At 41.8% G+C, this 24,100-nt stretch carries 25 protein-coding genes; 3 read left to right on the top strand and 22 right to left on the bottom strand.

Features of this window, described 5'->3' with window-relative positions; all coding sequences use genetic code 11:
• Positions 1–7 precede the first annotated feature (7 nt).
• Positions 8–481, bottom strand: a complete 474-nt coding sequence (locus E2R53_RS05215) for a GNAT family N-acetyltransferase (RefSeq protein ID WP_133310702.1) — start codon at positions 479–481, stop codon at positions 8–10.
• 369 nt (positions 482–850) lie between these two features.
• Positions 851–2,380 (bottom strand): alpha/beta hydrolase, encoded by a 1,530-nt coding sequence (locus tag E2R53_RS05210; RefSeq protein ID WP_133310701.1) that lies wholly within the window; start codon positions 2,378–2,380, stop codon positions 851–853.
• A 243-nt stretch (positions 2,381–2,623) separates the two neighbouring features.
• Here E2R53_RS05210 and E2R53_RS05205 point away from each other — a divergent pair, with 243 nt between their 5' ends.
• Positions 2,624–2,836 carry a hypothetical protein gene (locus E2R53_RS05205; protein WP_133310700.1) on the top strand — a complete coding sequence of 71 codons (213 nt, stop codon included), beginning with the start codon at positions 2,624–2,626 and terminating at the stop codon, positions 2,834–2,836.
• A gap of 124 nt (positions 2,837–2,960) precedes the next feature.
• Here the strand turns inward: E2R53_RS05205 and E2R53_RS05200 are convergent, their stop codons facing one another.
• The 15 genes from E2R53_RS05200 to E2R53_RS05130 all read right to left on the bottom strand — a co-directional run bounded on the left by E2R53_RS05200 (position 2,961) and on the right by E2R53_RS05130 (position 16,402).
• Complete coding sequence (locus E2R53_RS05200; RefSeq protein WP_070875978.1) at positions 2,961–3,254, bottom strand: DUF3817 domain-containing protein; 294 nt, start codon at positions 3,252–3,254, stop codon at positions 2,961–2,963.
• 108 nt (positions 3,255–3,362) lie between these two features.
• On the bottom strand, positions 3,363–3,545 hold the full coding sequence (locus E2R53_RS05195) for a hypothetical protein (RefSeq protein ID WP_133310699.1): 183 nt from the start codon (positions 3,543–3,545) through the stop codon (positions 3,363–3,365).
• Positions 3,542–4,060, bottom strand: a complete 519-nt coding sequence (locus tag E2R53_RS05190; RefSeq protein ID WP_133310698.1) for a DinB family protein — start codon at positions 4,058–4,060, stop codon at positions 3,542–3,544. Before E2R53_RS05190 ends, E2R53_RS05195 begins: the two co-directional genes overlap by 4 nt.
• A 114-nt stretch (positions 4,061–4,174) precedes the next feature.
• On the bottom strand, positions 4,175–5,800 hold the full coding sequence (locus E2R53_RS05185; protein ID WP_133310697.1) for an MDR family MFS transporter: 1,626 nt from the start codon (positions 5,798–5,800) through the stop codon (positions 4,175–4,177).
• A 10-nt stretch (positions 5,801–5,810) separates the two neighbouring features.
• Positions 5,811–6,236: a MarR family winged helix-turn-helix transcriptional regulator gene (locus E2R53_RS05180; RefSeq protein WP_133310696.1), complete on the bottom strand. Its 426-nt coding sequence runs from the start codon at positions 6,234–6,236 to the stop codon at positions 5,811–5,813.
• Positions 6,237–6,462: 226 nt separating this feature from the next.
• Positions 6,463–6,696 carry a YozE family protein gene (locus tag E2R53_RS05175; protein ID WP_133310695.1) on the bottom strand — a complete coding sequence of 78 codons (234 nt, stop codon included), beginning with the start codon at positions 6,694–6,696 and terminating at the stop codon, positions 6,463–6,465.
• Between the two features lie 87 nt (positions 6,697–6,783).
• On the bottom strand, positions 6,784–7,065 hold the full coding sequence (locus E2R53_RS05170) for a YokU family protein (protein WP_133310694.1): 282 nt from the start codon (positions 7,063–7,065) through the stop codon (positions 6,784–6,786).
• Complete coding sequence (ablA, locus tag E2R53_RS05165; protein ID WP_133310693.1) at positions 7,058–8,470, bottom strand: lysine 2,3-aminomutase; 1,413 nt, start codon at positions 8,468–8,470, stop codon at positions 7,058–7,060. Before ablA ends, E2R53_RS05170 begins: the two co-directional genes overlap by 8 nt.
• Before the next feature lie 87 nt (positions 8,471–8,557).
• Positions 8,558–9,958 (bottom strand): sigma-54 interaction domain-containing protein, encoded by a 1,401-nt coding sequence (locus tag E2R53_RS05160; RefSeq protein WP_133310692.1) that lies wholly within the window; start codon positions 9,956–9,958, stop codon positions 8,558–8,560.
• 48 nt (positions 9,959–10,006) lie between these two features.
• On the bottom strand, positions 10,007–10,861 hold the full coding sequence (gene ablB, locus E2R53_RS05155) for a putative beta-lysine N-acetyltransferase (protein WP_286166073.1): 855 nt from the start codon (positions 10,859–10,861) through the stop codon (positions 10,007–10,009).
• 71 nt (positions 10,862–10,932) lie between these two features.
• Positions 10,933–12,363 carry an aldehyde dehydrogenase family protein gene (locus E2R53_RS05150; RefSeq protein ID WP_133310691.1) on the bottom strand — a complete coding sequence of 477 codons (1,431 nt, stop codon included), beginning with the start codon at positions 12,361–12,363 and terminating at the stop codon, positions 10,933–10,935.
• Between the two features lie 15 nt (positions 12,364–12,378).
• Positions 12,379–13,701, bottom strand: a complete 1,323-nt coding sequence (locus E2R53_RS05145; protein ID WP_133310690.1) for a peptidase — start codon at positions 13,699–13,701, stop codon at positions 12,379–12,381.
• 12 nt (positions 13,702–13,713) lie between these two features.
• Positions 13,714–14,364 carry a 3-oxoacid CoA-transferase subunit B gene (locus tag E2R53_RS05140; protein ID WP_133310689.1) on the bottom strand — a complete coding sequence of 217 codons (651 nt, stop codon included), beginning with the start codon at positions 14,362–14,364 and terminating at the stop codon, positions 13,714–13,716.
• Positions 14,343–15,041 carry a CoA transferase subunit A gene (locus E2R53_RS05135; protein ID WP_435796777.1) on the bottom strand — a complete coding sequence of 233 codons (699 nt, stop codon included), beginning with the start codon at positions 15,039–15,041 and terminating at the stop codon, positions 14,343–14,345. The genes E2R53_RS05140 and E2R53_RS05135 overlap by 22 nt, the downstream gene beginning before the upstream one ends.
• 17 nt (positions 15,042–15,058) lie before the next feature.
• Positions 15,059–16,402, bottom strand: coding sequence for an aspartate aminotransferase family protein (locus E2R53_RS05130; RefSeq protein WP_133310687.1), 1,344 nt, complete (start codon positions 16,400–16,402; stop codon positions 15,059–15,061).
• A gap of 204 nt (positions 16,403–16,606) precedes the next feature.
• On the opposite strand from E2R53_RS05130, the gene E2R53_RS05125 reads away from it, so the two are divergent.
• Complete coding sequence (locus E2R53_RS05125) at positions 16,607–16,792, top strand: DUF6954 family protein (protein ID WP_133310686.1); 186 nt, start codon at positions 16,607–16,609, stop codon at positions 16,790–16,792.
• Between the two features lie 102 nt (positions 16,793–16,894).
• Here the strand turns inward: E2R53_RS05125 and E2R53_RS05120 are convergent, their stop codons facing one another.
• From E2R53_RS05120 to E2R53_RS05110, 3 genes are read right to left on the bottom strand one after another with little or no spacing between them, the layout of a single operon-like run.
• The gene (locus E2R53_RS05120) at positions 16,895–17,344 is read right to left on the bottom strand and encodes a GNAT family N-acetyltransferase (protein ID WP_133311163.1); all 450 of its coding nucleotides are present in this window, start codon (positions 17,342–17,344) and stop codon (positions 16,895–16,897) included.
• 10 nt (positions 17,345–17,354) lie between these two features.
• On the bottom strand, positions 17,355–18,059 hold the full coding sequence (locus E2R53_RS05115) for a nucleotidyltransferase domain-containing protein (protein WP_133311162.1): 705 nt from the start codon (positions 18,057–18,059) through the stop codon (positions 17,355–17,357).
• Between the two features lie 22 nt (positions 18,060–18,081).
• A complete protein-coding gene (locus E2R53_RS05110; protein WP_165970895.1) occupies positions 18,082–18,582 on the bottom strand; it encodes an ankyrin repeat domain-containing protein in 501 nt (166 codons plus the stop codon).
• 255 nt (positions 18,583–18,837) lie between these two features.
• Between E2R53_RS05110 and E2R53_RS05105 the strand changes: the two genes are divergently transcribed.
• Positions 18,838–19,524 (top strand): phosphatase PAP2 family protein, encoded by a 687-nt coding sequence (locus E2R53_RS05105; protein ID WP_133310684.1) that lies wholly within the window; start codon positions 18,838–18,840, stop codon positions 19,522–19,524.
• Between the two features lie 18 nt (positions 19,525–19,542).
• On the opposite strand, the gene E2R53_RS05100 is transcribed toward E2R53_RS05105, so the two are convergent.
• Positions 19,543–23,151, bottom strand: a complete 3,609-nt coding sequence (locus E2R53_RS05100) for a bifunctional 2',3'-cyclic-nucleotide 2'-phosphodiesterase/3'-nucleotidase (RefSeq protein ID WP_133310683.1) — start codon at positions 23,149–23,151, stop codon at positions 19,543–19,545.
• Between the two features lie 516 nt (positions 23,152–23,667).
• Entirely contained in the window at positions 23,668–24,096 is a 429-nt protein-coding gene (locus E2R53_RS05095; RefSeq protein ID WP_133310682.1) for a MarR family winged helix-turn-helix transcriptional regulator, read from the bottom strand.
• Positions 24,097–24,100 lie beyond the last annotated feature (4 nt).

The following is a 24,100-nucleotide window of genomic DNA, read 5'->3' as shown; positions in this document are numbered from 1 at the left end:
CTGCTCTTTATAAACCTTTTCTAAAGTAAATCAGCGTAGTGCGTGCATTCAGCTTTTTCAAGACTCCTGTTTCTTCGCAGCCTAATTTTTTGTACAAATAACAGTTTCCTTCTTCCTCAAGAATGGTTGCAAGCTCGAAGCTAGAGGCATGCGGGAACATTGTTTCTGCTGCGATCATAGCCTTTTGGCCAATCCCTATGCCCTGGAATTCAGGAAAAATAAAGATTGGACTTATCCAATATTTCGATGCCTCGCTTTTCGAATACACCCGTAATGCTCCCGCTAATGTTTCATCAAAAATGATTTTGTAGAAGCCGCCATTTGGCTCATTGATCCTTGAGAGGATTTTTTCAAGTGTCTCATTTGCTGGATTTGTTTCAACATCCATATACTTTTCAAGAAGCGGCGTGAAGGCACGCACTTGACCATCTAAAATAGCTGCTGCATCTGATTCTGTGGCTTTTACTAAATGTACGGTCATATCATTCTCCTTTAATAGTGATACATAATACTATTCTGCAAAATTCAAATTCCTCCTTCTAAATAAGAAATGCGCTGTTCAGAAAGTCTGTTTAAGCATCATTATTTTTTTCGATTGTAAATGTTGTCCGTTCCTTTCCGCGCTCCGCTGTGAGCATCCTCGGCATGCCTGCGGAGTCTCCCATTTCGCTCTATTTCCCGCAGGAGTCAAGTTCCTGCAGCGTAGATCCACTTAAAGTTTTTTTACAAAGAGTATGAAAACAACAAAGTTTACGAAAAGAGCCTACAGAAAAAAGCAGACAGGTAAAACATTTGTTTTTCCTGCCTGCTCATTTTAGAGACTTATTGGACAATACTTCGCATCAATCTCTTATTTTGGATCAATCTCTCTCCCTGTTTTAATGTCAATGACCTTTGTGGCATTCTGTGGAACAGGAATTGATCTGCTTTCAGGCGCTTTTCTTCCGTTTTCAACCCAATCAACCAGCAGGTCAAATGACTGATGGGCGTATGGAAGCAGGGGCTGCAGCCTTTTATTTGAGTCTGTCGATGTGTTCCATACTAGACTGTCCACATGATTTCCATTTTCAATCGAATACATGCGGTGAAGTTTTTCCTTGCCCGCTTTTTTAACAAGTTTTTCATAGCCTTTCGCATGAATATCCGGGAAAATCAGCGCATCCAGCGTTCCTGTAAAACTGATAAGCGGAACGTCTATATCCCCTGTATTGGCAATTTCTTTTATGTTCTCTTTCACGCTTTTCGGACGGCTTTGATACTTGTAGTTTTCAAAAATAGAATCGTAGCTTCTGTCCCTGGCTCCGCTTGAAGTGAAATTCAAGTAGTTTTTCCATGGAATGCTGTTTGGGGCATCAGGGTCAAAATGATCCCGGTAAATGTTCGCTGTAATAAACCAATACACTTGATCATGATACGGCCACAATTCCTCTGATCCTTTTGGAAGACCTGCTTTATACATTTCTTTTATGGCTTTTTCTTTCTCTTTTCCAGTGCCGTAAACGGCATCTTCAGCTTGATTGACGACTGTTGTGAGAGAAGAAATTAAGTTTGGCTGCTTTTCTGTCCAAAGAACACCTTCCCAATCTACGCCTCCATCAAAAAGACGATTCTCTTTTTTCTCCCTGCCGTCTTGCTCAAGGGCATACCTGACGACATATCCCCCATTTGAAATGCCCATCGCATACGTCGGCACGCTGTGATTTTTCCTCACCAAATGATGGGCTGGATTTGTTTTATCTTTTGCAGAAATAAGCTGCTCACGGAAATTTTCTTCTAAATACGATTGAGCGGCTATCGTGATCTGCCTGAAACGTTTATGCCATTCTGCGACACTATCATCTTCTGCAGCGAGGGCATTTTTTGCTTTTGCAAATGGGTCATTAGGATCAAATTCTCCTTGTGTTCCTTTATCAATCGCTGCAAACGCGTACCCTTTTTCAAGAACAAAATCGCTGAACAGAAGGTCTGTTGATGTTTCATTTCTAGTAGCAGGAATGCCGGCCACTACTAATTTTCCATTCCAGGTATCCGGGACACGTATGACAAACTGAGCGTCTTCAAAAGCGCCATTAATCTGAGTTCCGGTGATGGCGGCTGGTTTATACATTTGATGCCAGCCAGTCCCATCTGCAGCACTTCCCCAATTGTAAGGAGCAAGCCCTATATTCCCAAACACGGTTGCTTTTCCAAATTGAGCCGGATTTTTTGTTGTTAAATAATTTCCATCCACACCGTCAAAATAAGTTTCAACCACATTATGTGCCCCTGGGATGAGATTCTGCTGCTGTGAAGCTTCTGCTCGGACTGCATGATGCGGGATTGGCAGCACGGATGCAAGCATTGCCGCTGATAAAGTAAACGCTATCATTTCTTTTTTCAAAAAACCACGTCCTTTATTTAGAATTTTCTGTAAACTTAACAATTCCAGTTTACTCTTTTATGAAATGATAGACATGGTGCAAATGACGTGACTGAACTAAGAATCGATAGACCTATTATCAATTAGGATTACTTTACTGAAATCATACGATTTTAAGAAAAATTTTTTATTATTAATATAATTAGTAATTAGAGGAATATCTCCATTTGTGTCGAATTTGAATAGCATGAAGGGGTTGACCCAATGAACAAGGATAAATTGTTGAAAAAAATTCATCATGCCAGCCGCGGCAATTTGTTTTCGATTGAGGTTCAAAAAGCATCGAAGGAAGAAGAACGGCAAATTAATGAATTCGTATCGGAATTAGAAAGAGAAGGAAAAATCAAATTAAGAGAATGTGTGCAGCGCGAATACTCCGTTTTTTTGCATGGAATTGTCAAGTATGCATCCGAATAATCGGATGCTATTTTTGATTTCTTAATTGTACGGGCAGGAAGATGGCACTTCCTTTTGTTTTGCTATTTTTGATTAGATTGATCAAAAAAAAAATAACCTTTTTGAAAAGGTCATTTTTAAATCTTCATAAATTCGCTTTTTTAAGTCTCGCATCGAGAATCATATTCCCAAACGGTATAAATGCCACAGCGACTGCACTGAAAACCCATGCGAAGGACCATCTGATTTTATACGTTGTATAGGCAATGATAAGCAAATACGTGATAAAGAAAAAGCCATGAAGCGATCCCACGATCGTGACAGCCATAGGGATTTCTGCCAAATATTTTAGAGGCATGGCAATGAAAAGAAGAATCAGCAAAGATGCTCCTTCAATGAATCCCATCAGTCTGAAGCGTCCAATTGGTGATTGAAGCATAGATGTACCTCCAGTACACTTTTTTCTTTTATTATAAGATAGGAAAGGCCTAAAAACTACTTAAGCAGAGCAGACGTCATAGAATGTTCATTTCTATATGTATGTCCTCTAGATGGTTTTATTCTTATGTTTGATTTGAATAACGATTGCCATATAAAGAACCGCACTGAATCCAATGATTCCAAAGATGATTGCCATCATATAAGCCAGCGTGAATTCGAAATAATAAAAGCCGGGAATAAAAGAGATTCCTACTAAAATAACGAGCAGCCAATGACCGTATTTATTCAATGGGCAAGCCCCTCTTTCTTTTCATAAAGGTAAAATACGTAATCTAAAGGCACACCGGGCACTCCCTGCTGCCTAAGCATGGCTGTAATGTTTCCGCGGTGATAGGTTCCATGGTTTGTTACATGCTGAATCAGCTCAGAAACATTGGTTTCTAATTTTCCATATTGCGGGTGTTCGATTGTGAATGTTCTTTCTGGATCTGCCTGTTCATTTAAAAATAGTTCGTATTCGTTCCCCAGTTTTTCAAACATCCTTTCTAATTCTTCCAAACTCCTATTCTCTGCCTCTTCCCGGACTTTTCCAAGATAAGCCATTATGCTTTCAAAAGAATCCTGCTTGATCACTTTCAGCCAAAGGGCATCTGTAAGGTAAATGTGTACCATAACATGAGACAGCGCCGGAAAAACACTGACTATCTCGTTTGTATACAATTCCTTGGGCAACTCTTTAAGACGATTAAATACTCTAGTATTCGACCACTTGTGAAAATCATACAGCCGGACCGCATTTGACATTAAGTTCATCCCTTTCTTAATTACCGAATTCTATCCTCTCAATTATATCTCATTATGGAAAAATTTTCTTTTCAAAAATAAAAAACCAAGGCACTAAATGCACCTTGGTATCAATTAATTTTCGCTGCTCTGCAATTTACCTGTGTTAATCTTTTCTTTTTTTACAGCTGGCTGATCCTTTGCACTTCTTAGCGGAATTTCTTTAATAAAGAATGTTAAGAGAATCGCTAAGACCATCGTGATGGTGACAAAGAGGAAAACTCCAGATAATGCATAGCTCAGTGAATCCTGAAGCTTGAGAATGACGTTTTCAAAGAAGGGAATCGCTTCTTTAGGCAGCGTGTTTTTGAGTCCATCAAGTTTTTCGTGATCCAGCAATAGCTGCGGATTTTGCAGAGATTCCATTTTGCCGGCAAGTTCAGGGGAAGCAGCCATTTGATTCGTATCGCCAGTTTGACTCATTGACGCCATTTTATCCTTCATCCGCGAGTTAAGCAATGTACCCATGATGGCAACCCCAACCGTTCCTCCAACAGATCTAAATAGCTGCGACGAAGCAGTTGCTACACCCAGAAGCTTTTGATCAACGGCATTTTGAACGGTTAAGGTAAAGACCGTCATGCCAATTCCGATTCCAAACCCGACTAATGTTAAATAAAACACTAATAGATATTGTGATGTTTCTACATTCATCGTAGACAGCAAGTATAGACCTGCAGCTGAAATACATAGACCGACGATGGCCTGCAGCTTATATTTTCCCGTTTTCGAAATAATCTGGCCGCCAAGCGCACTTGCAAATACCAATCCGAGCGTCATCGACATCGTCAGAAAGCTCGAATGCGTAGCAGAATAGCCGAGCACTCCCTGAATGAAGTAAGGAACGTACATGACGCCTCCAAACATGGAAACACCGATGACAAAACCAATCATATTTGAAATCGTAAAGATGCTGTTTTTAAATAAATCGAGTGGCAAAATCGGACTGACCGCTTTTCTTTCAACAAATACAAAAATGATCAGGGACAGCGCTGTGGCTCCAAACAGAGATAAAATCTGAGCAGAATCCCAGTCGTATTTCGTTCCTGCCCATGAAAAAGCAAGCAATGCCGTTGTGATCGCTGCAGATAAAAAGACCGATCCAAGATAATCCACCTTCTCTCCTGCTTTTTTCACAGTTGAAGGGAAAAGCTTCCAAATTAAGACGAGAGCTACTATACCAAGAGGCAAGAAGACCCAGAAGACCCATTTCCACTCAAGATTATCAACGATATAACCTCCAAGTGTCGGGCCAAATACACTTGAAATTCCAAACACGGCACTCATGGCACCCTGCCATTTTCCGCGTTCACGCGGTGCGAAGAGATCTCCTACAGCAGTAAAAGCTGTAGACATAATCATCCCTGCTCCAAATCCTTGAATACCCCGGTAAATGATCAGCTGAACGATATCCATTGAGGTTCCCGCTAAAAATGCACCGACTGAAAAGATAAGGATACCGATAATAATAAAAGGCTTTCTACCATAAATATCGGACAGCTTACCCACAAGGATCGTTGTGATCGCACTTGTCAGCATGTAAATCGTAAATACCCAGCTGTAATAATCAAGTCCGCCAAGATCCGAAATAATCTTCGGCAAAGCATTCCCTACGATCGTTTGATTGACAGCCGCAAAAAACATCGCGGCAATAATGGCGATCATAATCGTGATCTTTTCTTTATGACTTAAATGTTCCATAGTTACACCTCTATTGTTCTTCTAGTAATTTTGTTAATAATCGATTAAACACAATGATTTCTTCATTCGTTACGTTTTCCAGCTTCTGATGAAAGTATTCTGTAATGGTCGTTTCCACTTCAGTCTTTACTTTTTCACCCGTTTCAGTCAGCTCCAGATAGACCACTCTTCTGTCATCAAGTGCGCGTATGCGGGTTAAATAGCCCTTTTTGATCAGTTTCTCACTGACAGAAGTGATATGACTTGCAGACACACTTAATTTCTCAGCAATCTGGCTGATATTTATATGTTTTTGCTCATGAATGAGGCGAAGGACCATAAATTCATTGAACGGAAGATAAGTATCCAGCAGTTCATTCAAATGGGTCCGGGTCATTTTATTTAACTTCCGGTAATTAGAGAGAAATTCATACGTAAGTTCCTGTCTTGTTTCCATTTTCCCCTCCTGTGCACTTAATGTAATTAATATTTAACCTACTTAACTATTAACTTTATTAAATATAAGATGATTCGAAGGTGTTGTCAAGAAATAAAAATTCAGGAACTAATTCACTTCTTCCAGGTCCTTTTCAATTTAGTTACAACGTTATACTTAGTACGTTTTCTCACAAAAAAAATATTACGAAAGAGCAAAAAAAAAACAACCTACAAAGTAAGTTGCTTTAGTACGTTGCTTTTTTAAGGATTTCGTTTTCATACAGGTCCCAGGCTTCATCGAAAACGACGAGGCTGCGGAGGTATGACCCATTCAGTTCAAGGTAGGAGCTGATTTCATGGTAGTCATCTGAAGCCTTTGGAAAGCTGTGGTCATCATAAGCGTCGTTTGCAAATTGGCTTATATCATCGGCTGGTTTTGGATGTCGATATTTCATTAGATAGTGGTAAAAAGATTTCAAGGTAAATCCCCCTGTCGCCATTACGTATGGAAAGTGACCCTATTATAACGTTTATTGGACAAGAAGAAAACCTAAGAAGTTCTAATGTCAGGTGAAATCAAAGTAGTTGCGCTTCAAGTGACGCTTCCACTTCATCAGTTCTTCGTAAGCTACGCGGTTTGGCAGCTCTTTTACGGCAATCAGAAGGAGCTGATTTTCGATTTCGTTGATCGTTTGTTCGCTTTGATAACTAATGCCGCAGTCCGGACAAGAGATGCAAGGTGTGTCTGAAATCTCAATGGCGCGAGATCCGTCAGGCAGTTCCCAATGGACAAGGTTGGTTGTGTGCTTTGCATGTTGCGATTCACACCATTCGCAGCGCTCACTCATTTTCTGCTGCCTTCTTTTCTTCAGATTTTAATAACTGGGCACGGTATTTTTTATCTTTTAATTCGTCGCGTTTTCCCCGTTTATCTTTTAATGTGGCGTGAGCAGGGTTTGTTTCAAACGTTTTTCTTCTATTGATTCTGCCAATACCTTCAGGAATCAGGTTGAACTGGGCATCCTCGTATAAACCTGCGATTCCGGACAGTGATTTTTTGGATGCAGAATCAGGATATACTTCATTAAAGTAATCATCTGCAAGACCCGGTGTATAATTTTCCGGCTCCGGATAGGTCGTGATGACGCCTTCAAAGTTACGGAGCACGACTTTGTCCGGACTTTGAGAAATTAAATAGTTTGGCTGCAGGGCAATTTTCCCGCCGCCGCCAGGAGCGTCAACGACAAATGTTGGCACCGAATACCCGCTTGTGTGTCCGCGGAGGCCCTCAATAATCTCAAGACCCTTTGAAACAGGTGCGCGGAAATGCCCGATGCCTTCTGATAAGTCACATTGATAAATGTAATATGGCCGCACTCTGATTTTAACGAGGTCATGCATCAGTTTTTTCATGATTTGCACGCTGTCATTGATGCCTGCAAGGATAACGGCCTGATTTCCGACCGGCACGCCGGAGTTCACAAGCATTTCACATGCTTTCTTAGATTCTTCGGTAATTTCAATCGAAGTATTGAAGTGAGTATTCAGCCAGACTGGATGATATTTCTTCAGGATATTGCACAGATTTTCTGTAATGCGCTGCGGGAAAACGACAGGCGCGCGCGTGCCGATCCTGATGATTTCGACATGATCAATTGCGCGGAGATTTTTAAGGATATATTCAAGGATCGTGTCATTAATGAGTAATCCGTCACCGCCTGAAATCAGCACATCCCGCACTTCAGGTGTCTGAGCGATATAATTGATCGCATCATCAAGCTGTTTTTTAGGCACACCCATGCCAATTTGACCTGAGAAACGCCTTCTGGTGCAATATCTGCAGTACATCGAGCATTGATTGGTTACTAGAAACAGCACGCGGTCCGGATAGCGGTGAGTCAAACCCGGAACAGGCGAATCTTCATCTTCGTGAAGCGGATCTTCAAGGTCATATTTTGTTTTATAAAGCTCCTGTGAAATTGGAACTGACTGCATGCGGATCGGACATCTCGGATCATCTTCATTCATTAGCCATGCATAATATGGAGTTATATTTAAAGGGATGGTTTTCGTTGATATTTTAACCCCTTCTTCTTCATCAGGAGTCAGGTTAATGACTTTTTTAAGGTCATCCAGTGTGCGGATGGTATTTGTCAGCTGCCAGAGCCAGTCATTCCACTGTTCATCTGTGACATCTTTCCAGAGTTCGATGTCTTTCCAGTCGCGCTTCGGCTTGTATAGATCGTATTTCATGGCAGTTCCCCCATTTCGGTCTTTACCATTATTACATGCAAAAACCATGCCAATGTGACTGGAAGCTTTTAAATTCACATCCATTAATTATACGTTCTGTTTTGGTGCCGAAAATTGGTCAGGAAAATATTTTTTCACTTTATATTGAAGGGTTTGTCTCGGAATTTGAAGCAGCTTTGCTGATTTTAAAATATTGCCTTCACATTCTGCAAGCGCTACTTGGATGATTTCTTTTTCTATCAAGGACATTTTTTCATGAAGAGAATGCGGTTCTTTTGCCGTCTCTTTCACATTCAGCAAGTACGGCGGTAAATGGTCAATATGAATACGATTGTCATCACACATATTCATGGCATACTCGATGCAATGCTTTAACTCCCTGACATTCCCCGGCCAGGGGTGGCGCTTTAACAGTGCATGCCCTTCATCTGTTAAACCTCCAACACGCTTCTGAAATTCGTGATTGTACATATTAATGAAAGACGAAATCAGAATAGGAAGGTCCAGCGGCCGTTCTCTGAGCGGCGGAAGATTGATGCTGAAGACGTTTAAACGATAATATAGATCTTCCCGCATTTTTTGCTGCGAGAGACATTGTTCAGGACTGATGTTCATGGCGGCAATCACTCTGACATCGACGTTGATTGAATGACTGCTTCCGATTCTCCTGATCGTGCCATCATCAATGACTCTAAGCAGCTTTGCCTGCAGATTCAGAGGCATTGATTGCAGCTCATCCAGGAAAAGGGTGCCTCCATGTGAAAGCTCAAATAAGCCAGCCCTGTCAACAGCACCAGTATAGCTCCCTTTTGCTGTGCCAAATAATAAACTTTCAAGCAAGGCTTCAGGCAGAGCTGCACAGTTTTGGGCGATAAAAGGAGCATCTCTCCGCTGAGATTCGTTATGGATCGCCTGGACAATTAATTCTTTTCCTGTTCCTGTTTCCCCGTAAACGAGGACATTTGAAGAGGTTTTTGCGGCTTTTTTAACAAGTGTTTTAATGAGGAGGAGGTTCTTGCTTGCTGTAATAATGTCACCTAGAACATACTTTGTGCCATTGGATCTCTCCGCTTTTGGAGGCGAATGCACTTGCTTTTGAAGATCGGCCAGACGCTCTGTCAGCCGCTTGATCGCCGAGTAATCTTTTGCAATTTCAACCGCGCCGATCACTTTGTCCTCTGATAAAATCGGCAGGCTCGTGTTCACCGTTTCAATTTTTTCGCCCTTTATATTTATGTAGGTTTGGGGATGATGATAAATCGGCTTTTTTGTTTTAATGGCTTTCAAGAGCGTGCTCGTTTCCTCGGAAAGGGACGGAAAAACATCAAATAAATGCTTGCCCACAACCTCCTCGACTTTTAAACCATCATGATAGGCAGCAATTTCGTTGTAAAAAACAGTGGTTCCATTCTCGTCAACCGCATGAATCCCTTCATCAATTGTTTCTAAAATATCATGAATGATTTGCTCCCGATTTTGATTTGTCAAAAGTTCCCCTCCTTTAACGTAAGCTGCCGGATTTTCGGCATCGATTGCTCAATTTCCGGCAGACAGATCCTTGCACCATACATTCATGTTTTCAAGATCTGTGCTGATGACACAATTATTTGTGAGCCTGCCGGTATATTCGTAATCCAGCTGATGCAAAACGGCATTCATGCCGAATGATTCTGCTCTTGCAATGGAATAAGCACAAAATACACCTTGATCACAAAGCTTTTGCTCAAGTAATAAGATCAGGCTTCTCATTAATTTATGCTTTCTGACCTCTGGCAGCGTGGCACAGTCTGTAATTTCAGCATTGTTGTATACAGCATTGATTTCAGCAGAAGCAGCGCTTACGATCGTGTTTCCTTTTTCAGCAAGATAATAGATGGTGCCTTCCCTCATCGTTTTTTGGATATAATCACTTGAATGGAGCGGTGTTGGATACACTTCAAATACGGCTCTGTATAATTCTGAAAGCTTTTTTGCATCAAGTTCATCTGCAGCACGGAATCCAAATTCGCCTGACTGCAAGTGAACGGTTTTCTTTTTTTCATAGATTGACGTGATGATGCTGTCCTGCTTTGTCCAGCTGTCTGTCTTTCTTCTAGCTTCACTTAAATATTTCGTGAAAAAATAGGCATCTTCACCGTGAAAATAATTCTTAATGATGGCTTCAAGCTGAAATTGCTCCTTTAATAGATTAGTGATGTCACATGCTTTTCCTTTGACAATCACTTTTGTGAAGCGATTATCTGAAGCTAATTTGGAAGCATCTTTCAGCAAGGAATCTGTCTTTCCGCGATAATCATCGATTCTGAGCCTTTTGTTAAAATAATCGAGTACGGCTTCAGCTCGATAATCCTTTTTAGACAGCATTTTTATTTCAGAGTACGTTTTTTTCAAGAACGGGCCCCCCTTTAGATAAAAAATCACCTTAAAAAATAGAGTGCGGATGCACACTCTATTTTTTATGCTTAGAACTTGGCATGATTAAAAGAAATCAGCTTTAGTTCAGTCAGTTCTTCAATCGCATATTTAATGCCTTCTCTGCCGAATCCGCTGTCCTTTACTCCGCCATAAGGCATATGATCAACACGGAAAGTTGGAATGTCGTTGATCATGACACCGCCGACATGAAGGGCTTTTGCCGCTTGAAAGGCCAAGTCAACTTTATTTGTAAATACGCCGGCCTGGAGTCCGTATTTTGAGTTATTTACTTCATCAATTGCCTCGTCAAAGGTTTTGAAGGAGTTGATGATGACAATTGGAGCGAATGCTTCCTGGCAGGAGAGGTTTACGTCAGACGGGACATTCAGTAAAATCGTCGGCTGAACCGTCTGATTATCACCGTTTTTGCCGCCGCACACAATTTGTGCTCCCGCACTCTCCGCTTCCTCGATCCAGGAAATCGCTCGATCAACATCATCACTTGAAATTAAAGAGGATACATCCGTCTCTTCATCAAGAGGATTTCCAAGCTTCAGTTTTTTCGTTTCCTTCACTGCTTTTTGGACAAATTCCTCAAACACACTTTCATGTACATAAATGCGCTGCACGGAGATGCAGACCTGGCCCGCGTAAGCAAATGCTCCTGTCACGCATCTTGGTGCAATTTTAGATACATCTGTATCATCATCTATAATGACGGCTGAATTTGAACCTAATTCAAGCAGCGTTTTTCTCATGCCGGCATCGTTTTTAAGCTTTTTCCCTACTTCAGGACTTCCTGTAAACGTAAGTGCTTTTATGCGCTCATCGTTTGTGAAATGTTTTCCGATCTCGCTGCCTTTACCTGTCACAATGTTCAGTGCACCTTCAGGCAGACCCGCTTCATGAAAAAGCTTTCCGATGAAGTATGAGCTTAATGGTGTTTGAGTCGCAGGTTTCAACACAACTGTATTGCCTGCCGCAAACGCCGGTCCGAGCTTGTGTGCGACGAGATTCATCGGAAAATTGAAAGGCGTAATCGCTCCAATGACACCGATTGGCTCCCTCACTGTGTAGGCTGTGCGGTTTTCTCCGCCTGGGGCAGCATCCATTGAAATGGTCTCACCGTTCAGCCGTCTTGCTTCCTCAGCTGCAAATGTATACGTCATAACGGTGCGGTCTACTTCTGCTCTCGCCGTTTTAATTGGTTTAGCGGCCTCTTTTGCAATAATCGCTGCCGCTTCTTCTTTTCGTTCTGCAAGAAGCTTGGCTGTTTTCAGTAGAATATCTGCACGCTTATGTGCAGGCAAAGCGTTCATCTTTGCGATTGCTTCACTTGCAGCGTCAACTGCCGCTTTTACTTGATTCTGACCTGCAATGGCAACCTCTGCGAGCAGTTCATCCGTGTAAGGAGACTTTAATTCCTGATACTTGCTTGCTTCCATATGCTGTCCATTGATCCATAAATGCTGCTTCATTTGCGAACACCTCAATTATTTAGTCGTTTCCTTCTTGAATTTACCCTCTCCGTCAGTCGGTAAAAACATCTCCTCTGACACTCCGCACCATTCCATTAAGAAAACAGCCAGAATTTTTGTGCAGTCGATGATTTTATCAATTTCGATATATTCATTCGGAAAATGAGCCACCTCTGTTTCCCCTGGACCAAATACAATGGAAGGAATATCGCCTGCATGAGAAATGAGGCCAGCATCTGTCCCCCAAGGAGAGGCTTCAATAACCGGCTCCTTTTTCATGATCTCTTTATAGGATTCTATCAATGCGGCAGTCAATGGATGATCGCTTCCGATTTCATTTGGAAGCCATCTTGCCCCAAACCACTCGAGTTCCACTGGATGTTCATTGAACCATTCGTCCTTTGAAGAAAGCTCAGACACCCATGCTTGAAATTCGGCCTGCACTTCTTCTATCGTTTCATTTGGTGCAATTCCGCACCTTCCTTCTAGGGTGACAAGATCTGCGACAGATGACGGCCACGTGCCTCCTTCTATTTTTCCAATATTAATAGGGACTGGAATTGGAATGCTTTTATAGAGAGGGTCGGTAATTTTTTCGTTGCGCTTTTTTTCAAGCTCAAGGATGTGCTTTACAACGAGCGTGCTTTTTTCAATGGCGCTGATTCCTTCATATCTTGTTCCCCCGTGTGCAGACCGCCCTTTTATTTTCAGCCTGAACCACATGGATCCCTGCTGTTTTTGAAAGATTTTCATTTTAGTAGGCTCCGGAATGATGGCTGCATCTGCTTTGTATCCGCGTAATATGGCGGCAAGTGTTCCAGCTCCGCCGCTTTCTTCTTCAATGACGCTTTGAAAAATAACGTCTCCTTTTAAGGAAATGCCTGCTGCTTTAATGGCCTCTATTGCCATCAGCAGACAGACGTTCCCGCCTTTCATATCTGTCGATCCCCGGCCGTAAAGACGGTTTTCTGTTACCTCAGCCTGATAAGGGTCGACATCCCATTGCTTTAAATCTCCTTCTGGAACAACATCGATGTGACCATTAAAAATGACAGATTTTCCGCCCCCTGTCCCTTTTAGAACACCGACAATATTAGGGCTGTCTTTAAAGGACGTTCTCGTTGCGACAAAATGCGGGTGCTGTTTGAGAAGTTTCCCGCCAGGCTCCCACAGGTCTATATCCAGCCTAAGCTGACGGCACTTTTCGAGCACGACCGCCTGGGCTGAAGCCTCATTGCCCTGAACACTTCTCTGCTCGACCATCTTTTTAAGTAATTTAATCGACCGGTTTCGATTTTCGTCTATCCATACGCAAACTTGCTCCTGCAAGTTTTTCATCGTATCACCCCTTCAAAGATTCATGCCGATTTCAAGGTTTGCTCCTGTACTTTTTATGACATCCTGAACGGTAAAAGGCGCCATGATTTCTTTTAAAATAAGTCGTGATTCTCTAACTTCTATCACTGCCATATCCGTAATAATCAAATCGACACATTGTTTGGATGTGAGCGGGAGAGTGCAGCTTGTGAGAATTTTCGGATCGCCGTTTTTATTTACATGATTCATGACGACAATGACTTTTTTTGCTTTCCCGGCAAGTTCCATGGCTCCGCCCATTCCAGGGACCCGCTTACCTGGTACAATCCAATTGGCGAGATCTCCTTTTTCGCTTACCTGGAGAGAACCGAGTATCGTCAAATCGATGCATCCCCTTCGAATCATGCCAAACGCTGTAGTTGTGTCAAAATAAGAAGCGCCTTTTTCAAGGGTGACAGGATAGCCCGCAGCATTGCACAGTGTCTCCTCTTCTTCGCCTTGCACGGGTGTTGGCCCAATGCCGAGAATGCCGTTTTCTGCCTGTATCATGACTTGCGGTTTATTTTTTAAATAATTCGGCACGAGAGAAGGAATCCCTATGCCAAGATTCACAATCATGCCGTTTTCAATTTCCTGTGCTGCCCGTTCTGCGATTTTCCCTCTTATTTCGGCTCCCATACCCACTTCCAGTTCACCCCTTCACTTTGTACGACGGCCTGAACAAAGACACCCGGGGTGATAATAGCTTCCGGATCAAGCTCCCCCAAGCTTACGATTTCCTCTACTTCTGCGATGGTGTATTCTCCTGCCATAGCCATCAGCGGATTCATATTCCGTGCACTTTTTTTATAGATGATGTTTCCAAATTCATCTGCGGCCTTGCCGCATATGATAGCCACATCTGCCGTCAGGGCTGTTTCAATAAAATAAGTCCGCCCATCCACCTGCACAAGCTCTTTTCCTTTTTCTGCAATCTCGCTTCCCATTCCTACATCCGATAGAATGCCGCCAAGGCCCATTCCGCCTGCACGGATTCTCTCGCCAAGAGTTCCCTGCGGTGAAAACTCCACCTCCATCTTGCCTTCTGACATCAAGGTGCCGGCAATCGGATTTGAGCCAATATGCGAAGCAATCACTTTACGGACACGCCCGGCACAAATCAATTTTCCAATTCCGATATGCGGAAAACCGGTGTCGTTGCAGATAATTTCGAGCTCCCGTACTTCTTTTTCCAAAATCGCGTCAATTAAAGACGGAGGCGTGCCAACACCGCCAAAGCCTCCTGCCATTAATGTGCAGCCGTCATTGATTTTGCCTATTACCTCATCAATTTGCCTGATTTTCTGAAATGAATTTGCGATCATACAGATTCTCCTTTTTATGACATCGGCAGCACTTCTGCTTCTATTTCTGCAATCGTTTTTGAAAATAGCTGGACAAGTTCGCTCAGCTCCTCGTCATTTATGGTCAGCGGCGGGGCAATGAGAATCGCATCGCCGTCTCCGCCTTCAATTCCTGCTGCAGACGGATAAACAAGAAGCCCGTTCTGCTGTGCTTTTTTAATGACTCGGCTCGTAAGATTATAAGATTTTGGAAAAGGCTGTTTTGAAGTCTGGTCCATGACAAACTCGATGCCTATTAATAACCCTTTTCCCCTGACATCTCCAATGATCTCTGTTTTTTTCTGCAGTTTCTGCAGCTGTTTAAACAGCGTCTTTCCTTTTTCAGAAGCAGCAGTGTTCAACTGATTTTTTTCAATATAATGCAAGACTGCAAGGCTTACAGCTGCAGATTGAGGATTTGCGCTGTATGTATGCCCGCTCATGATTAATTTAGATCCCTGCTGAATGGGCCGCATCACCTTGTCGCTGATTATGGTTGCCGCTACCGGTGCATATCCCGCACTTAAGCCTTTCCCAAGTGCAACGATGTCAGGAAGGGCTCCCCAATGCTCCATCGCCAGTGTTTTTCCTGTTCTTCCTATGCCTGTCATTACTTCATCCGCGATAAACAGAATGTCGTTTCGATCACAAATATCACGGATTTTTTCGTAATATCCTTCCGGCGGGGTAATCGCTGCTCCAGCTGCACCGACAACCGGCTCTGCCACAAATGCTGCAACGTGATCAGCACCGACCCTTCTTATCGCGGTTTCAAGTTCTCCTGTACATTTCGCTTTGCAAGAAGAGGGTTTTAATCCGTATGGACAGCGATAACAGTACGCCGGAGAAACAACCGGATTTGCTTCCAGCAGCTGCTGAAAACGGAAACGGCGCTCTGGATAGCCCGATAGAGACAGAGCACCTATTGTAATCCCGTGGTAGCTCATCCATCTGGAAATAATTTTTGTTTTTTTCGGCATGTTTTTTTCCTGATAATACTGAATCGCGGTCTTCATGGCCGTTTCAATGGCTTCAGATCCGCTGTTGACCAGAAAAGTCCAATTAAGGTCACCCGGGGTCATCTCTGCAAGTTTCTTTGCCAGTCCCTCTGCAGCATAGCTTGAAAATTGGGACCGGTAGACAAACGATACCTCCCGCGCCTGCTCCACCATGGCCTCTACTATCTCACCTACCCCATGTCCGATCGAACAGGTAACAGCACCAGATGATCCATCCAAGTATTTCTTGCCAGCTGTATCATATAAATAAACACCTTGTCCATGACTGACTTTTTTATAGCTTTCATCAAGCATTGGTTTGATTAAGTACTCCCTCTCCATCCGGAAACCCACCTCACTTGCAATCTGAATATCGTGCTTCTTTCATTCTATGTGAAGGATAAACAGGTTATTTCTATAGATGATGGAAGCATGGAATTAGATGATTCACACAATTTGAAAGCGTTATCATTTTTATTGAGGACATCTGTACCGCCAGTTTGTCTTGAAACATAGGATGTATGAAAAAGTAAAAGGTGATATTCTTTGAAGTGGATTGTAAATGGGGTCTTCCTGCTTTTATTCATGCTGCTTGCTTTCTTTGGAATCGGTCCTGTGCTGTTTTCTGACGGCGCTTTGGATGAACGGATTGTCACAGCATTTTTTGTCATTATGACGGCGAGTTTTCTTGGAGTTGTGTATCATTCTTTTTCAAAAAATTTCTTTAAATAAACGCTTGGAAGCCTTCCAAGCGTTTATTCTTTGCACTTTCCTGTGTTGGCAGCAATTGTCTTACTCCCGTATTAAGTTTTCATTCGTGTCTTTTCAAAGAGTTCAAATGGAATAGGTCAGAAAATCTCCCTTTTTGCCCCCCATTTTTTCATAAAATCGCTGTGCTCTTGCATTATCGTCCGCTGTTTCCCAGGTCATGGCGGCGTATTGATGCTGCCTGCTGAATGTGTGGCAGCTTTTGAAAAGTTTTTCAGCTGCTCCAGTTCCTCTGTATGCTTCACGTACATAAAGATCATTCATAATCGTTATAGGTTCGGCTCTTGTTGTACTGTACGTGAAATAAAGAGTCGCAAATCCTGCAGCCTTGCCGTTCTCCTCAGCCAAAAATTGAATGCCTTTTTCTTTTTGCTGAAGTGTCTTAATCAGCTGATGAACGTTTTGTTCTGGAGGTTTTGGACACTGATAAAAATCGACAATGTATTCATACATAAGTTCTGTCAGAGATTCTAGATCCGATTCGTTCGGGTGACGTATGATAAAAGACAAATTCATCTCTCCTATTCTATTCTTTTTTCCCAAGTAAAAACCCTGCAAAAAATCTGCCGCCGTGCGGCTTTAAGATTGAATCGGTCAAAGCAACGACTTTATCTTTGCGGCCAGTACGGTAAAACTCGTCAAAAACGGAAGTGAATTCACCTGCAAATTCAGGATCAAATTGCATGAGCGCCCGCGGAATCCATTTTGATTTACCTATGTATCTTCCATTTGTCAGCAGGACAAATTCATGGATCAGCCGAGCGAGTAATCCTGCAATAAAAATTTCTTCAGACCGTTTACTGCTGCCAATAAAATCATCAAGTGCATCTGTTATAAAATAGCGTTTCATTTCTATTTCTTTATTTGAAAGAGGTTCCGGACCTTTTTCTAAGAGCTCCTGTGCTTCCCTTTTAATTGGCTGCAGCCGTTCTTTTCCTTTTAAAATAAGGCCTTCAAAAACCATCCTTGGCATGGAAGGAGTCCCGCTTTTGCAGTCGCTTTGGAAAAACTGGCGATAGGACTCGAAATTATGAACGAATGCTTCAACAGGCCATTCAAAGTCAACAAATGATTCCCTGTAAGATGATGGGAGGGATTCATCAAAAATAACGAGATCAAGATCCGACGTAATTGTGCCTTCGCCTCTGACCACACTGCCGGATAAAACAGCAGCGCTGCATGTTGGGTAGTGTTTTTTGATGATTCTTTTTGCTGCTTCTAATGGCTCCATTCTCATGATTATCACGCTCTCTTTATGGTGTTTTTAGCACATTGATAAAATCGGAGTGATTTTTAAGTTCTGCAATTTCAGCAGCACTTCCTTGTCCTCCATTTAAGGAAATGTCTGCTCCGTTATGTTTTAATAGACTAGCAATCTCTGGATTCCCCTCAAATGCTGCGGTTTGAATCGGAGCATGCCCATCACTGTCGATTGCGTTTACATCTGCACCGTTCCGGAGAAGCAGCTGAATAAGCTTGGGAGACTGTTTTCCGGCAATTGCTGCATGCAGAGCGGTATTTGATGGAATAAATGAAAGTTTAGAATGGGAAGCGGCATTGATGTCAGCACCCTTGTTCAAAAGCAGTTTTACAAATTCTGTTTCACCGTAATGACAGGCTAACCCGAGCAGTGTGAGTCCATTGTCATTTTCTGAATCTGCTAAACTGGCATCATCATTCAACAATTCATTGAATCTGGCCAAATTCTTTTTTTCAAGTGCTTCAAATATTTCGGTTTTCTTTAATCCAATCATATTCATCACCTGTTTGTTTGAATTTTTTTTTACATCGCGATTTGAAATATTCCAATTTCATTCCCGAGAAGGTATAGTAGATTTTGCGGCTCTTATCCCTAAGTTGATTATACCAATTTTTTCAATAATTGTAAGATTGCAAGATTCCTACTATTTATCATTAAAAAATGATTAAGTTCACCTATAAGGGGTATATATACAACAGAATTTTATCAGCTCAGCATAGATTAAAATCCAGCAAAAGAGGCGTTATTTATGTCAAAGGAAGCACTAACTAAAATAAGAGATTTATCAGGACTGCTGATCTTCCCTGTTCTTGGGATGATCTATGAATTATTAAATGCCAGCAAACAGGGAGCTGAGAATATTGGAACGGTATTTGACTCCTTTATTCCATTCGTGCCAGTCTTCATTCTTCCCTACATCTTCTGGTATGTTTTTATGTTTGGATTTTTGCTTTATTTTTGGTGGAAAAATCCAGGCGTTTATTGGAAAACGATCATCGCCATCGTAATCGGTGAAATCGTCTGCTTTGTCACTTATTTTTTCTTTCAAACGACCGTTCCGCGGCCGCAGATTACCGGTGACGGTTTTCTCTTGCAGCTTGTTTCCATGATTTACAAGGCAGATGCGCCATTAAACTGTTTTCCAAGCATTCACGTTTTGACGACGATGATTATTATGCTTTCTTTTAATCACTTGAAGGATTCACGTAAACTGCTTAACTTTTTCACACAAATGACAGGAATCCTCATCATTCTCTCTACCTTATTTGTCAAACAGCATGTCATTTATGATGTCATTGCATCGATTTTTCTCGCAGCAGGGCTTTGGGTAATCCTGTTTGAATGGAAAGCAGTGACTGAGAAACTGGAAATGCTAAAAAACACAAGAAAAGATTCTGCAAAAAAAAGCGGCTTATCAAAGGATGTTACCTTTTGATCAGCCGCTTTTCTTTATTTATTGTCCTGTTACTTTCTGAATGCGTCCTTCTGCTTTATATTCAAAAGGCTTTGAAAGAGTTTTAACATAATCTGAAGTTGCCTGTAAATCCTCCGGACCAACTTCCATATTCTCTGAAAGTGCTCCAATACCATATTTCACATTGCCATACATATAGTTGTTTACAACTACTGTGTATTCTTTTGCCGGATCAATCTTGCTTCCGTCCGGTAAGAAAATATCAGCGACTTTGCCTGTCAAAGCTGCGCTGTCATATGTGTATGTGTACTTGAAGCCAGCTACATGAAAATCAAGACCGCTTGCTGTGATTTGATTGTTTAATACTATTTCTAAATCGGCACCGCTTAATGTCACCTTATTCAACACGTTGCCAAACGGCTGAATCGAGAATAAATCTCCAAAATTCACTTCGCCTGCATCAAGCTGTGCTCTTACTCCCCCGCCGTTCATTAAGGCAAAGTCTGTGTTCATGGCCGCTTTCATTCCATCAGCGATTAAATTCCCAAGCGCGAAATCCCCAAACTCCGTTGTATGCGATGGATACCCTTTTGGCAGTGTTGTCAGGGATTCACCAATCACTTCCGCTTTAATTGGAGCAACTAAATCTTCATACTTTTTCATGATGGAGGAAACTTCCGCATCAGGGGTGAAATCCTTTTGGAGAACCGTCACAACTTCTGCTTCTTTTTTCATAATGTCTCCTGAAATCGGGTCTAGTTCAAGATCCAAATCTGAAAAAGCGGAACCATATGAATAAGCTTGAACGATTAATTTATTATCTGTCAGTTTATCGACATTAACATGGTTATGTGCCGCAAAAATAACATCGACTTCGTCATCCACTTTCTCTGCAAGTTCTGTTGCATCGAACGCATCTGTATATCCGTTTTGAACGGCAGGATTATGAGCCAGAACGACGATTGCTTCTATTCCTTGTTTTTTCAGCTCTTCTGAGTATTTATTAACTGCTGCTGCTTCGTCTGTAATCTGCAGAGTTTCATTTCCTTTTCTGACGATCATGTTTGGTGTTTCCTGTGTGACAACACCGATGAACCCAATCTTTTTGCCTCCCGCTTCTTTGACAGCATATGGCTCTGTGATTAATTCACCTGAGTCAAATGCGTTGGCTGCAACGAGCGGAAAGTTCATCCCGTCATAATTTTTTGTGCCATTCAGATGATCTCCGCCATTCATCATTCTGCGAAGTTCATCAATGCCTTCGTCAAATTCGTGGTTGCCCAGAGTTCCTACATCCATTCCTAGGGATTCCATGACCTCTATAGTCGGTTCGTCTTGAAAAAGCGCTGATATGAGCGGACTTCCGCCAATCATGTCACCTGAATGAACTAAAAGGGTGTTTGGATTTTCTGATTCACGCTGTCTGATGGCTGCGGCTGTATATTCCATGCTGCCCGCAAGCTCTGTTCCAACCTTAGTATCCGTGTCCAGCTGGCCATGTAAATCATTTAATCCGAGAAGCTGGACTTTGATGTTTTCTTTTGGCCCCAGTTCTAATTTAAAAATGCCAAAGCCCTGACTGTCTGTTTGATTTGTAAAGGAAATATTGCTTCCCGCTTTAATATAGCCTTCAGCAAGCGGAGAAGACGTAAACGTGACGTTTACATTTCCTTCAATCGGTGCAATTGACCAATTGTTGTCGGCTGTTGGAGTAATTTCTTTCATTTCAGAAATGTAATCCATCAGAATTTGGCGGTTTTCATCCGCAGAATCAACAACTAGCTCGCTTCCTTTTACACCAGGGAAGTTTCCGCCTCCACCGGCACGATAATTATTGGTTACGACGATGAAATCCTGATCAGGATCAACAGACTGTCCATTATAAGTCAATTCTTTCACACGGCTTGATTCTGGATTGATCACATTGCCGTTCGGATCATATTTTGCCGGCTTTGTTACATCAATTTGATACTGCACACCGTCAATTACATCGAAATTATAAACTTGGAAGGAAGGGTTTAATAAGGCTTGAGTTTCCGTTTTGCCTGGATCGATTGTATTGAATTTCCCGGCAGACATTTCAATCCATTCCCGGACGACAGAGCCTTTCACTTTGATTGCCTTTAATGTGTTGTCATACAAGTAAAGATCTCCTGCACTGCGAATGGTTAAGTCGCCCTTTTTAATTTCTGTGTACTCAGCAGGGCCATTCCGGCCTGCTTTAAAGGGAGCACCAACTGACAGAATTGGAAGGTCTTTGTATTCTGGTTTTTTCTCTGCGACGTACTTCTCAACAAACCATTTTTGCGCATTTGTCACCGTTTGGATGGAAGGATCATCCTGAACGAGAGAAAAATAACTATGAATGTCATCCGTTGTTTTTCCAATAGGCGTATTTACATACTGAATGGTTGCCTCATGATCCCCTTTAACCGCCTTTTCAATTGCACTGTCCGGAGCTACAGTGCTTTCAGTCACTGTCTTTCCTGTGACAGGGTCTTTAACATCACGCCAGATTTCACGAGTAGAAGATTGAGAGTTTGCGATTGACCATTTCCCTTTTGTTTTCTTTAAATCTAAATCTATAATTCCTAATGAACCTCCGCCGTATCCTGCTTGTACAGCTGGAACACCGTTGATTGTTCCTTTGGCATTGTCAACACCAGGCAAAGGCTTTTTATCAGGCCCTAAAAATAAGCCGTCTAATGCAGCTTCTGATTTGGCAGGGAACACCTTATGCGTATGTGAAAACGTAATGGCATCAATTCCTGGAACTTCACTCAGTGAGTATATGACATCTTCTGTATTTCCTTTGTTGCTGCTGAACCCGGAGTGAGCCATAGCGATGACAAGATCTGCTCCATCCTTCTTCATTTTAGGAATAAATTTCTCTGCCGTTTCAATGATATTCTTTGTGATGACTTTACCGTCTAAGTGAGCTTTATCCCACTCATTTATTTGAGGCGGAGCAAAGCCGATTACACCTACCTTAATAACATGAGGCTTTCCATTTTCATCTAGCACCGATTTCTTCAGGATTTTATATGGAGCGTACTTATTTTTGTCATTGTCAGGGTTATCATCATGGTCATCAACATAGACGTTTGCATTAACGAAAGGAAAGTTTGCATCGTCATATGCTTCATCAAGGAAATCAAGTCCGTAATTGAACTCATGGTTTCCAAGAGTTGCAATATCATAGTCCATTTGGTTCATGGCGGAAAAGACCGGATGAACTTCACCTTCTTTTAAAGGCTCTATTTTCGCTTTATATGTACCAAGGGGAGTTCCTTGAATGAGGTCTCCATTATCTACGAGAATATGATTCTTTGCTTCTTTGCGCGCCTGTTTTACAAGTGAGGCGGTCTTCGCAAGCCCCACTTTTTCATAAGAGGCATTTTTGTAATAATCATAGTTTATTAGATTTGTATGAATATCCGTTGTTTCCATGATGCGAAGCTTGACCGCATGAACTTTTTTGCTCTTCTCTTTTTTCTCTGGTTTGTGTTCATTTATAACTGAAGCTGCTGTATTTTTTCCAAGCTGTTCGGCAGAAGCCTGTTCCGATAAAATAGGAGAGGATAGGAGTGCGATTGCCAATGAAGCGGAGACTGCGATCTTTGCACGACTATACGTTCTTTTTTTCATTTGATGATCACCTTTCTAGTGAAAAATTTCATTTTGCAGAACAAATTCCCTGAATTGCTAGAAGTTCTTTACTAGTATAGAAAATAAATCCTTCTATTTGTAAGTGAAAAAAGTCATATTTCTTAGCCCATATGAATTTAATCATTTCTTAATATATGAGGGGTTTATAATTTAACAAAGATACAGAAGCGCGTTTAAAACGAAGATTAATTCCATTCTTTCTCACGCAATAAAAGGAAATGTTTCCTTTTATTTGTATAGGGGTATATCTAGAATCATAATCATACATATAATATTGAGAGCTTCTTATGGATGAGGAACGAACACCGATAAAAGGAGGCTGCGAAGATGAGAGAATTTGAAGAAAAAGAAGATCTGTGCGACGAATGTTCTTTTCATAAGAAATTGACATTCTCTGAAGCGGAAAGTTTATGGTTATGCGATACTTGTTCAAATGAAGAAAGCTAAACAAAAGAAAGCCAGGTCACTGGCTTTCTTTTGTTATGTATATTTAGGTTATTGCTCCATTAAGCATTTATAAAAGATATCACGCAGGTTTTGAATTTCATCATCAGACAGCATGCCGAACATCTTCTGGATCTGCTGATTGATTTGGCTTCTGGCAGAATGAAGAAGATCTTTTCCAGAATCCGTGATTTCAAGGTTGTATGCTCTCCTGTCACGTTCGTTTTGACATTTCTGGACAAACCCGTCTTTGATCAGCTTGCTTGTAAGAACAGTCACACCGCCGGTTGTAATCTGCAATTGCTCTGCAAGGATGGACGGACGCTTCAGCCCTTCTGTTTCAAGAATTTGCAGGATTAAAATATGTGTTTTCGAAAGACCTACCTCATTCAGATGATTCCAGTCATTCATCCATTTACGTTCAAGTGAAACAAAAATCTCAAATAAGGAGACGATATTTTCACTTCTTTTTTTACTCATCCGC

The organism is Peribacillus frigoritolerans (assembly GCF_004358755.1).
Classification (GTDB): domain Bacteria; phylum Bacillota; class Bacilli; order Bacillales; family Bacillaceae; genus Bacillus_P.
Note: the sequence above shows the minus strand (reverse complement) of the source record. Positions and strands in the feature narration are given on the sequence as shown.